Annotated in this window: 9 protein-coding genes; 1 reads left to right on the top strand and 8 read right to left on the bottom strand. The window is 67.0% G+C overall.

The window, feature by feature from the left end; genetic code table 11:
- Nucleotides 1-63: 63 nt before the first annotated feature.
- The 8 genes from arcA to rfbB form a co-directional block, all read right to left on the bottom strand.
- Nucleotides 64-1,320 (bottom strand): arginine deiminase, encoded by a 1,257-nt coding sequence (gene arcA, locus QMX85_RS22245; RefSeq protein ID WP_282344590.1) that lies wholly within the window; start codon nt 1,318-1,320, stop codon nt 64-66.
- 25 nt (nt 1,321-1,345) lie between these two features.
- Nucleotides 1,346-2,776 carry an arginine-ornithine antiporter gene (arcD, locus tag QMX85_RS22240; protein WP_282344588.1) on the bottom strand — a complete coding sequence of 477 codons (1,431 nt, stop codon included), beginning with the start codon at nt 2,774-2,776 and terminating at the stop codon, nt 1,346-1,348.
- 163 nt (nt 2,777-2,939) lie between these two features.
- A complete protein-coding gene (locus tag QMX85_RS22235) occupies nt 2,940-4,313 on the bottom strand; it encodes a sigma-54 dependent transcriptional regulator (protein ID WP_282344586.1) in 1,374 nt (457 codons plus the stop codon).
- Entirely contained in the window at nt 4,310-6,118 is a 1,809-nt protein-coding gene (locus QMX85_RS22230) for an ATP-binding protein (protein ID WP_282344585.1), read from the bottom strand. Before QMX85_RS22230 ends, QMX85_RS22235 begins: the two co-directional genes overlap by 4 nt.
- 529 nt (nt 6,119-6,647) lie before the next feature.
- Nucleotides 6,648-7,520, bottom strand: a complete 873-nt coding sequence (gene rfbD / locus QMX85_RS22225; protein ID WP_282344583.1) for a dTDP-4-dehydrorhamnose reductase — start codon at nt 7,518-7,520, stop codon at nt 6,648-6,650.
- Nucleotides 7,517-8,062 carry a dTDP-4-dehydrorhamnose 3,5-epimerase gene (gene rfbC, locus QMX85_RS22220; RefSeq protein ID WP_282344581.1) on the bottom strand — a complete coding sequence of 182 codons (546 nt, stop codon included), beginning with the start codon at nt 8,060-8,062 and terminating at the stop codon, nt 7,517-7,519. The genes rfbD and rfbC overlap by 4 nt, the downstream gene beginning before the upstream one ends.
- Nucleotides 8,059-8,931 (bottom strand): glucose-1-phosphate thymidylyltransferase RfbA, encoded by an 873-nt coding sequence (rfbA, locus tag QMX85_RS22215; protein WP_282344580.1) that lies wholly within the window; start codon nt 8,929-8,931, stop codon nt 8,059-8,061. The genes rfbC and rfbA overlap by 4 nt, the downstream gene beginning before the upstream one ends.
- Complete coding sequence (rfbB, locus tag QMX85_RS22210) at nt 8,928-10,010, bottom strand: dTDP-glucose 4,6-dehydratase (protein WP_282344578.1); 1,083 nt, start codon at nt 10,008-10,010, stop codon at nt 8,928-8,930. Before rfbB ends, rfbA begins: the two co-directional genes overlap by 4 nt.
- 520 nt (nt 10,011-10,530) lie before the next feature.
- On the opposite strand from rfbB, the gene QMX85_RS22205 reads away from it, so the two are divergent.
- Nucleotides 10,531-11,541, top strand: a complete 1,011-nt coding sequence (locus tag QMX85_RS22205) for a glycosyltransferase family 2 protein (RefSeq protein WP_282344576.1) — start codon at nt 10,531-10,533, stop codon at nt 11,539-11,541.
- The last annotated feature ends 9 nt before the right edge of the window (nt 11,542-11,550 follow it).

Genomic DNA, 11,550 nt, shown 5'->3' with positions numbered 1-11,550 from the left:
CCCCGCCGTGGGGGGGGGGACGTGGGGGGCCGGGCCCCGCGCCCGGGCCGCCCCGCGGTCGTATCAGTAGTCGATGGGGTCGCGGACGATCGGGCAGGTCATGCAGTGGCCGCCGCCACGGCCGCGGCCCAGCTCGCTGGCGTCGATGGTGATGACCTCCACCCCGGCCTTGCGCAGGCGGGTATTGGTGAAGGTGTTGCGGTCGTAGGCGATGACCACGCCGGGCTCCAGCGCGACCACGTTGTTGCCGTCGTCCCACTGTTCGCGTTCGGCCTCGAAGCTGTCGCCGCCGGTCTCGATGGTGCGCAGCTGCGGCAGGCCGAGTGCCCCGGCCACCACGTCGACGAAGCCTTTCTCCTCGCGGCGGATGTCGATGCCGCCGGGCTTGCTTTCGTCCGGGCGCAGGCTGAACGGCACGATGGCGTTCACCGCGGCGGGGAAGACCGTGACCAGGTCGCGGTCGCAGAAGCTGAACACCGTGTCCAGGTGCATCGAGGCGCGCGACTTCGGCAGCCCGGCGACGATCACCCGCTCGGCCGCGCCGTTGCGGAACAGCGACTGCGCGAGCTGGCCGATGGCCTGGCGCGAACTGCGCTCGCCCATGCCGATCAGCACCACGCCGTTGCCGATCGGCATCACGTCGCCGCCTTCCAGGGTGGCCTGGCCGTGGTCGACTTCGGGGTCGCCGTACCAGACCTGGAAGTCGGCGCCGGCGAATTCCGGGTGGAAGCGATAGATCGCCGCGGCGAGCAGGGTTTCCTGGCGGCGCGCCGGCCAGTACATCGGGTTTAGCGTGACCCCGCCGTAGATCCAGCAGGTGGTGTCGCGGGTGAACACGGTGTTGGGCAGCGGCGGCAGCAGGAAGCTGCTGTGGCCGAGGTAGTCGCGGAACAGGCGGATCATCTCGCCGCCGTGGCTGCCCTTCAGGTCGGCGGCCGACACCCCGCCGATGAGGAACTCCGCCAGCGTGCGCGGCTCCAGGCCTTCCATCCAGCTGCGCAGCTCGTCCTGCAGGCCGACGCCGACCAGGTCGACGGCGAGCTTGTGATCGAGAATCCATTTCAGCGCCTGCGGATTCTTCACCGTCTCGGTGAGCAGGTTGTGCATCTCCAGCACCTCGACGCCGCGCTCGCGCATCTTGGTGACGAAGTCGAAGTGGTCGCGCTTGGCCTGGCTGACCCAGATGACATCGTCGAAGAGCAGTTCGTCGGCGTTGTCCGGCGTGAGCCTCAGGTGCGCGAGGCCGGGCGCGCAGACCATCACCTTGCGCAGCTTGCCGGCTTCGGAGTGCACGCCGAGTTTTTCTGTGGGGTTGGACATGGAGGTTCTCCTTGAACCGGGTGGATCAAAGGCTGAGGAAGCCGTCGTAGAGGCCGTAGGCGGCGACGGCCGCGCCGACCAGCACCGCGGCGAGGATGACTTTTTCCACGCCGGTGAAGACTGGCTGGCCCTGTTCGCGCTTGGCCTTGGCGAAGAACAGCGCGCCGGGTGCGTACAGCAGGGCCGACAGCAGCACGTACTTCAGGCCGCCGGCGTAGAGCAGCCAGACCGCGTAGAGCACCGCCACCGCGCCGATCGCCAGGTCGCGGCGGCGTGCGCCGGCGGCCTGCTCGTAGGTCTCACCACGCAGGGCGAGCAGCGCGGCGTAGGCGGCCGACCAGAAGTACGGCACCAGGATCATCGAGGTGGCGAGGTAGAGCAGGTTGAGGTAGGTCGCCGAGTTGAACAGGGTGATGATCAGGAACAGCTGGATCAGCCCGTTGGACAGCCACAGCGCATTCGCCGGGACACCGTTGGCGTTCTCCTTCTTGAGGAAGTTCGGCATGGTGTGGTCGCGTGCGCCGGCGAAGAGGATTTCCGCGCAGAGCAGCGTCCAGGACAGCAGCGCGCCGGTCAGCGAGACCACCAGCCCGACGCTGATCAGCACCGCGCCCCAGTGGCCGACCACATGTTCCAGTACGCCTGCCATCGACGGATTCTTCAGCGCCGCCAGCTCGGCCTGCCCGAGCACGCCCATGGACAGTACGTTCACCAGTACCAGCAGCAGGAGCACGCTGTAGAAGCCGATCGCGGTGGCCTTTGCCACCTCGCTGCGCTGTTCGGCGCGCGCCGAGTAGATGCTGGCGCCCTCGATACCGATGAACACCCAGACGGTGACCAGCATCATCCCGCGCACCTGGTTCAGCACGCTGCCCAGGTCGGGGTTGTCTTTACCCCAGAAGTCCGCGGTGAACAGGTCGACGTTGAAGGCCAGCGCGGTGATGACGATGAAGATCAGCAGCGGGACGATCTTCGCCACGGTGGTGATCAGGTTGACCAGCGCCGCCTCGTGGATTCCGCGTAGGACCAGGAAGTGCACGCCCCAGAGCAGCAGCGAGGCGCCGATGATCGAGGCCGGCGTGTTGCCTTCGCCGAAGACCGGGAAGAAGTAGCCCAAGGTGGCGAACAGCAGCACGAAGTAGCTGACGTTGCCGATCCAGGCGCTGATCCAGTAGCCCCAGGCGGACGAGAAACCCATGTAGTCGCCGAAGCCCGCTTTCGCGTAGGCGTAGACCCCGGTGTCCAGCTCGGGCTTGCGCACCGCGAGGTTCTGGAACACCAGCGCCAGGGTGAGCATGCCCACCGCGGTGATCGCCCAGCCGATCAGTACCGCGCCGGCGCCGGCGCTGGCCGCCATGTTCTGTGGCAGTGAGAAGATGCCGCCGCCGACCATCGAGCCGATGACCAGTGCGGTGAGTGCGCCGAGGCGCAGCTTGCGCGTCGTTTGTCGTTCCATGATGCCCTCCGGAATCGGTTAGCTGATTCCATTGGGCGCGCACCACCTTGGCGCAGGATGATCTGAGTCAAGCCGACGAGCGGCGCCGTGGCGGGGTGTCGCAGGAAGAACAGTAAATGGCGCGCCGCCGATCAAGGTGGCGAAACGCTATTCGGCTGACCGCTCAGTCACTTTCATCGCTGCCTTCGCCGAAATGCAGACCGTGCTTGCGCAGTTTGTCGTGCAGGGTCTTGCGCGGCAGGCCAAGGGCTTCGGCGAGGCTGCGCATCGACCCGTGCGGTCGGCTCAACTCGGCGGCGATCAACGCCCGCTCGAAGGCCTCGACCTGTTCGCCGAGGCCACCCTGCACCGCCGGCAGGCTCGGCGCATGGTTGTCCAGCGCCAGTTCCAGGCCGAGGGCGAAACGCTCGGCGGCGTTCTGCAGTTCGCGCACGTTGCCCGGCCAGGCATGCCGCAGCAGCATCGCCCTTTGCAGCGGCTGCAACTCGCGCCGCGGCAGCTTGTGCCGCGCGCTGGCGGCTTCGGCGAAATGCTCGAACAGCAGCAGCGCGTCCTCGCCGCGCTCGCGCAACGGCGGAATGCGCAGCGGCGCGACGTTCAGCCGGTAGTACAGATCGGCGCGAAAGCGGCCCTGGTCGGCGGCCTGGCGCAGGTCTTCCTTGGTCGCGGCGATGACGCGGATATCCAGCGGGATCAGCTGGTTCGAGCCCATCCGTTCGACGATGCGCTCCTGCAGCAGGCGCAGCAGCTTGACCTGCACGTCGAGGCTCATGCTCTCGATCTCGTCGAGGAACAGGGTGCCGCCGTTGGCGTGCTCGAACTTGCCGATGCGGCGTTTCTGCGCCCCGGTGAAGGCGCCGGCCTCATGGCCGAACAGCTCGCTTTCCACCACCGACTCGGCCAGCGCGCCGGCATTGATCGCGACGAAGGGGCCATTGCGTCGTGCCGAGAGCTCGTGCAGGGCGCGCGCCACGACCTCCTTGCCGGAACCGGTTTCGCCCAGGATCAGCACGTCGGCGTTGGTCGCCGCCAGCGCGCCGATCTGCTCGCGCAGGCGACGGGTCGGCGCCGACTGGCCGAGCAGCCGGCCGGACAGTTCATGGCGGTCGGCCAGGGCCAGGCGCAGGCTGCGGTTGTCCAGTTGCAGGCGGCGCAGGTCGAGGGCGCGGCGCACGCTGTCCAGCAGGTTCTCGCTGGGGAAGGGTTTCTCGAGGAAATCGTAGGCGCCGGCGCGCATCGCCTGCACCGCCAGCGGTACGTCGCCGTGCCCGGTGATCAGCAGCACCGGCAGGCCGGGGTCCTTGGCGTGCAGCGCTTCGAGCAGCTGCAGGCCATCGACGCCGGGCATGCGGATATCGCTGACCACCACGCCCGGCCAGTCGGCGTCCAGGCGATCGCCGACGCCGTCGGCGCTGTCCAGTGCGAGTACCTTGAGCCCGGCCAGGTCCAGGGTCTGGCTGAGGGCCTGGCGCAGGTGCGGGTCGTCGTCGATCAGCAGGACCTCGACGCGGCCATCGATCGGCGAATCGGTACTCATGCAAAGTCCTCCGGCGGGTGCGGGTTGACGCCGGGCGCGGCGGCGCGCAGGCGCAGGGTGAGCAGGGCACCGCCCTCGGGATGGTTGGCAAGCAGCAGCTCGCCCCCCAGGGCGCGCATCAGGGTATCGCAGATCGCCAGCCCGAGGCCGAGGCCCTGTGTGCTGGTCTTGGTGGTGAAGAACGGCTCGCGGGCGCGCTGCAGGGCCTCCTCAGTGAAGCCCGGGCCGTTGTCGCGAATACGCAGCTCGACGCCGTAGGCGGTCTGCTCGGCGTTCAGCCACAGGCGCCGCGGCGGGGCCTTGGCGGTCAGTGCGTCGAGGGCGTTGGCGAGCAGGTTGCCGAGTACCTGGCGCAGGCGGGTTTCACCGGCCTGCACCCACAGCGGCGCATCCGGCAGATCGCGGATCAGCTCCACCTCCATCGCCCGCCGACGCTGCGCCAGCAGGGCCAGGGCATCGTCCAGGGCCGGCTGCAGGGCGACGCTTTCCGGCGCGTGCCGGTCGCGCCGGGCGAAAGCGCGCAGGTGGGCGATGATCGAAGCCATGCGCCCGGTCAGTTCGCCGATCAGCTTGAGGTTGCCGCGCGCGTCATCGATGCGCTGGTGGTCGAGCAGCACGGCGGCGTTCTCGGCGTAGCTGCGGATCGCCGCCAGTGGCTGGTTGAGCTCGTGGCTGATGCTCGCGCTCATGGTGCCGAGCACCGAGAGCTTGCCGGCCTGCACCAGCTCATCCTGGGCGCGGGCGGCTTCCTGCTGGGCGTGCTCGCGTTCGAGCACCTCGTCCTTCAGCCGGCTGTTGAGGGTTTCCAGGTCATGGGTCCGCTCCAGCACGCGGCTCTCCAGTTCCTGGCGCGCGCGGCTGTCGAAGGCGATCCGTTCCAGGTAGTGACGGCGGCGCTGCATCATCAGACCGAGCATCAGCATCAGCAGGAGCAGGGCGCCGCCGCCGATCGCCACGCTGGTCTGCACGCGGCGCTCGATCATCGAGCGCGGCGCGAGGATATTCACCGTCCAGCCGGTTTCCTGCAGCACCCGGCTCTGCGCCATCCAGGCGTCGCTCTTCAATTGCAGGGGGACGGGTTCGCGGGTCGGGTAGGGCTGGTTGTCGGCGATCTCGTCGCGCTCGCGCACCGACAACGGACGGCTGGCCCGGTAACGCCACTGCGCCCGCGAGGTGAGGATCACCACGCCGTGGTGGTCGGTCACCAGCAATTGCTCGGGGGTGTTTCCCCAGGGCACTTCGGTGATGTCCAGGTCGACCTTGACCACCAGCGCCCCGAGCACCCGCTCGCCTTCCCTCACCGCCGAGGCGAAGTAGTAGCCACGCTTGCCGGACGTGGTGCCGAGGCCGAAGAAGCGCCCCTGCTGGCCGGCAATGGCCTCGCGGAAGTACGGCCGGAAGGCGAAGTTGCGACCGATGAAGCTGTCCGGCTGGTCCCAGTTGGACGCCGCCAGGGTGTTGCCGGCGGCATCCATCAGGTAGATCACCTCGGCACCGGTCTGCTCGCGCAACTGCGACAGCAGGCGATTGGCGGCCTCGTGGGTCGGCCCGCTGGCGGGCTGGTCGAGCACGGCGCGCAGTGGCGGCAGGTCGCCAAGAATCGGCGGCAGCACCTCGTAGCGGCGCAGGGTGCCGAGCAAGTTGGCGACATAGAGGTCGAGCGTCTGGCGATTCTGCTCGGCCAGTTCGCTGCGGTAATAGCGCTCGGCGAGGTGATGCAGCGGCCACAGCAGGGGGGCCAGCAGCACGGCGAGCAGCGCCAGACTGCGCCAGCGCGGGCGGCGGGGATGGGGGTGGTCGGTCATGGGCGGCATTCTAGCAGGGCGCCGGACCCGAATATCCGTAGGCTGCGCTGCGCGCACCGGGGAAGCAGGGGCTTGTGGTGCGCATGGCGCACCCTACGCGCCGGCGGCAGGCCCGAATATCCGTAGGGTGCGCCGCGCGCACCGGGGGAAGCAGGGAGCTTGTGGTGCGCATGGCGCACCCTACGCGCCGGCGGCAGGCCCGGATATCCGTTGGGTGCGCCGCGCGCACCGGGGGGCAGGGGGCCTGTGGTGCGCATGGCGCACCCTACGCGCCGGCGGCAGGCCCGGATATCCGTAGGGTGCGCCGCGCGCACCGGGGGGCAGGGGGCCTGTGGTGCGCATGGCGCACCCTACGCGCCGGCGCCAGGCCCGAATATCCGTAGGGTGCGCCGCGCGTACCGGGGAGGCAGGGGGCTTGTGGTGCGCATGGCGCACCCTACGCGCCAGCGTCAGGCCCGAATATCCGTTGGGGTGCGCCGCGCGCACCGGGGGGCAGGGGGCTTGTGGTGCGCATGGCGCACCCCTTCGCTCAGGTGGGGCTGTGGGCCAGGCACTGCGCCAGCGCTGCGCGCCAGTCGGGTAGCGAGACGCCCCATTCGCGCTGCAGCCGCGTGCAGTCGAGCCGCGAGTTCAACGGCCGCGGCGTCGGGGTCTGGTAGTCGCTCGACGGGATCGGCAGCAGCATCGCGCGCAGGCGGTTCTGCGTGGCGAGGTGCGCGGCGATGGCCTGGGCGAAGCCGAACCAGGAGGTCTCGCCGCCGGCGCTGAAGTGATACAGGCCCCAGGCGCCGGGCGTGCCCGCCTGCCAGCGGCGGACCAGCGCCGCGGTGGCCTCGGCGATGGAATCGGCCCAGGTCGGCGCGCCGATCTGGTCGTCCACCACCTTGAGTTCGTCGCGCTCGGCCAGCAGCTTCTGCATGGTCAGCAGGAAGTTGCGCCCCTGGGTCGAGTAGACCCAGCTGGTGCGCAGGATCAGGTGCTCGCCGCCCACCGCCTGGATCGCCCGTTCGCCGGCCAGCTTGCTCTGGCCGTAGACGCCGAGCGGATTGGGCGCGTCGCTTTCCAGGTAGGGCGCGGGTTTGCTGCCGTCGAACACATAGTCGGTGGAATAGTGGATCAGCGCTGCGCCCAGCGCCGCGGCTTCCTCGGCGAGCACGCCGGGCGCCGTGGCGTTGACCGCGAAGGCCTTCTCCGGCTCGCTCTGCGCCAGGTCGACCGCCGTGTGCGCCGCCGCGTTGACGATCAGCGCCGGCCGCAGGGCGCGCACTTCGCGGCGAATCGCGTCGACGTCCTGCAGGTCCAGTTGCTCGCTGCCCAGCACGCTCAGCTCGCCCAGCGGGGCAAGGCTGCGTTGCAATGCCTGGGCGACCTGGCCGTTGCGGCCGGCGACGAGAATCCTCATAGGAACAGCTCGGCTTCGGCCAGGGCGACGCCGTTGCGGTCCTTGGCCGACAACTGCGGCGCCTCATGCAGGGGCCACTCGATGGCCAGCTGCGGGTCGTCCCAGCGGATGCAGCGCTCGTGTTCGGGGGCGTAGTAGTCGGTGGTCTTGTAGAGGAACTCGGCGCTTTCGCTGAGCACCACGAAACCATGGGCGAAGCCTTCCGGGACCCACAGCTGGCGCTTGTTGTCGGCGCTCAGGTGCACGCCGGCCCAGCGGCCGAAGGTGGGCGAGCCGCGCCGCAGGTCGACCGCGACATCGAACACTTCGCCGGCGACCACGCGCACCAGTTTTCCCTGTGGCTGACTGATCTGGTAATGCAGCCCGCGAAGCACGCCCCGCGCCGAGCGCGAATGGTTGTCCTGGACGAACTCCCGGGTGAGCCCGGTCGCCTCGGCGAAGGCGCGGGCGTTGAAGCTCTCGAAGAAGAACCCGCGCTCGTCGCCGAAGACCCGGGGTTCGAGCACCAGCACATCGGGCAGCTCGGTGGGGATGACGTTCATCGGCTCTCTTTCTCCAGCTTGTACAGGTATTCGCCGTAACCGGTCTTGCCGAAAATCCGCGCCTGGTCGAGCAGGCGCTCGCGGTCGATCCAGCCCTGCTGGAAGGCGATTTCCTCGAGACAGGCCACCTTCAGGCCCTGGCGATGTTCGATGGTCTGCACGTATTGCGAGGCTTCCAGCAGGCTGTCGTGGGTGCCGGTGTCGAGCCAGGCGAAGCCGCGGCCGAAGCGTTCGACGCGCAGGTCGCCGCGCTGCAGGTAGGCGTTGTTGATGTCGGTGATCTCCAGCTCGCCACGCGGCGAGGGCTTGACCGCCTTGGCGATCTCGATCACGTCGTTGTCGTAGAAATACAGCCCGGTCACCGCATAGCTGGACTTCGGCTCGGCCGGCTTCTCCTCGATGGACAGTGCGCGACCCTGCTCATCGAACTCGACCACGCCGAAACGCTGCGGGTCCTTCACCCAGTAGCCGAACACCGTCGCGCCGCTCGGATGGGCGGCGGCGCGGGTCAACTGCTCGGTGAACCGGTGCCCGTGGAAAATGTTGTCGCCGAGGATCAGGCACACCGAGTCGTCGCCGATGAAGTCCTCGCCGATCAGGAAGGCCTGCGCCAGACCATCCGGCGTCGGCTGTTCGGCGTACTGGAACTTCACCCCGAACTGCGCGCCGTCGCCGAGCATCTTGCGGAAGTTCGGCAGGTCCTGCGGCGTGGAGATGATCAGGATGTCGCGGATGCCGGCGAGCATCAGCACCGAGATCGGGTAGTAGATCATCGGCTTGTCGTAGATCGGCAGCAGCTGCTTGGACACGCCGAGGGTGATGGGGTGCAACCGGCTGCCGGAGCCGCCGGCGAGGATGATTCCTTTCATGGGAGTTCCTTGGGTGGGTCGATGGCGCCGAGGCGCTCGCGTTGGTAGCTGCCGTCCTGCACGCGCCGGCACCAGTCCAGGTTGTCCAGGTACCACTGCACGGTCTTGCGCAGGCCGCTGGCGAAGGTTTCCTGCGGCACCCAACCCAGCTCGCGCTGGATCTTGCCGGCGTCGATGGCGTAGCGCAGATCATGACCCGGGCGGTCGCTGACATAGGTGATCAGGTCTTCGTAGCGGGCGAGCCCGGCCGGCTTCCGCGGCGCCAGCTCTTCCAGCAGCGCGCAGATGGCGCGCACCACGTCGAGGTTCTTCTGCTCGTTGTGGCCACCGATGTTGTAGGTCTCGCCGACCTTGCCCTGGCTGACTACGGTGAGCAGCGCGCGGGCGTGGTCCTCGACGAACAGCCAGTCGCGCACCTGCTGGCCGTTGCCATACACCGGCAGCGGCTTGCCTTCCAGCGCGTTGAGGATCACCAGCGGGATCAGCTTCTCGGGGAAGTGATAGGGCCCGTAGTTGTTCGAGCAGTTGGTGATCAGCACCGGCAGCCCGTAGGTGCGCTGCCAGGCGCGCACCAGGTGGTCCGAGGCGGCCTTGCTCGCCGAGTAGGGCGAACTCGGCGCGTAGGGGGTGGTTTCGCGGAACAGGTCGTCCGCACCGTGCAGGTCGCCGTACACCTCGTCCGTGGAGATATGGTGGAAGCGGAAGGCCGACTTGCGCGGCTCCGGCAGCGTCTGCCAGTACGCGCGGCAGGCATCGAGCAGCACGTAGCTGCCGACGATATTGGTCTGGATGAAGGCGACCGGGCCGTCGATGGAGCGGTCGACGTGGGATTCGGCGGCCAGGTGCATCACCGCGTCGGGCGCGAAGTCCGCCAGGGCGGTGGCCATCGCGGCGGCATCGCCGATGTCCGCGTGGAGGAAGGCATAGCGCGGATTGTCGTCAATCTCCCTGAGCGACTCGAGGTTGCCGGCGTAGGTCAGCTTGTCGACGTTGAGCACCTGGTGCCCGGTGTGCTGCATGAGGTGGCGAATCAATGCCGAGCCGATGAAGCCCGCGCCGCCGGTAACCAAAATCCGCATGGATGAGTCCTGTCGTTCGAGCCATATAGAGTGTCGGCAGCGCGGGAAGGGCGCAAGTTCGGCTCGTGCACGAAGGCATTATTCAACGGGCTGGAACCGCCTATCGGAATCAGCGACCCCGCTGTCGCGCATGCATTCGATTTTTTTCGATGTCGCTCGACTTTTTTCTGGCGTGGACTATCCGACTTGGGTGATTAGTGGCCAAAAGCCGCCTTTCGTCGCCACCGCTCTGATTCGCCACTTTTTGAGGGATCGTTTGCGCAACGCGAAAGGTCAGAGTTAACAGATTGCCACTATGGCGATATTCACTCGTTCCAATTGATACGCGAGTAACGAGAGCGTTTTAAGCCGTCGAAAAACTCGCATCCTGAAGTATAAGCCTGATGGACCTTGCTGCAGAGTGATCGATAGTTTCGATTTTCGATCAGTGTGTCAGCGAAACCGCTCATGAGAAGATAAATCAGGATATGTAGAGATTGTTCGACAATAATAGATGCATCTAAGGAAGGAGAGGAAAGTCATGCGTGTATACGCCGTCGTACTCACTTATAACCGTCAAACCCTGCTCAAGCAGTGCCTAGAGGCGGTTTACCGTCAGACGCGGCCGTGCGATGGCGTGATCGTCATCGACAACGCCAGCACCGACGGTACCGAGCGCATGTTGATGGACGGCAGTTTCCCTGGAATGGAAGTCCACATTCTGTCGAACAACATTGGTGCGGCAGGCGGCTTTAGCGCCGGTTTCCGGATCGCCTACCAGGCGGGCGCAGACTTCGTCTGGATGATGGATGACGACGTGATCCCCGACAATGACGCCCTGGAGCGCCTGATGGACGCGGAGTCGCTGCTCGATGGCAAGCGCGTGGATCACGCGTTCCTGCTCTCCACGGCGCGCACCGAAACCGGTTTGATGACCAATACCCCGAGCATCGACCAGCGCCCCAATGCCATTGCCTACGAGAGCTGGCCGATGCTTCTGGAACATGGCCTGGCGCCGGTCTCCCGCGCCACATTCGTGTCGATTCTGGTGCCGCGGGCGACCATCGAGAAACATGGCCTGCCGATCGCGCAGATGTTCATCTGGGGCGAGGACACCGAATACACCCTGCGCATGACCCGCGATGTTCCGGGATACATGGTCGGAAATAGCAAAGTTCAGCACCTGCGCCAGACCAGTGGTGCGCTTAGTATTCGGACTGAAACTAACGCCACCCGTCTTAATTATCATCGGCACTTCATTCGCAACGAGCTTTATGTCGCCGCGAAATATCGCGGTGCCCGCGCGTTGTTGAAATGTCGCCTGCGCCAACTTCGTTTGATCCGGCAGTTCATCTTCTCCGGGCAATTGAACAAGGCGTACATCGTGTTCCAGGGTCTGATGGAAAGCTTCAGCTTTTCACCGGCCGTGGAAGCCGCCGACTCCCCGCTGGAAAATCTGGGCGTCACCTCGCGGCTGATGGGCCGCTCGGTGCCGGTGGCGCGTCCGGAAAGCGTCGTCTACGAAAACAGCGAGGTCGCGGCCGTCCAGTAACGGGCGACT

The sequence above is a fragment of the Pseudomonas sp. PS02288 genome (genome assembly GCF_029959715.1).
Taxonomy (GTDB): domain Bacteria; phylum Pseudomonadota; class Gammaproteobacteria; order Pseudomonadales; family Pseudomonadaceae; genus Pseudomonas_O; species Pseudomonas_O kuykendallii.
This window is presented reverse-complemented; position numbering and strand designations above follow the sequence as displayed.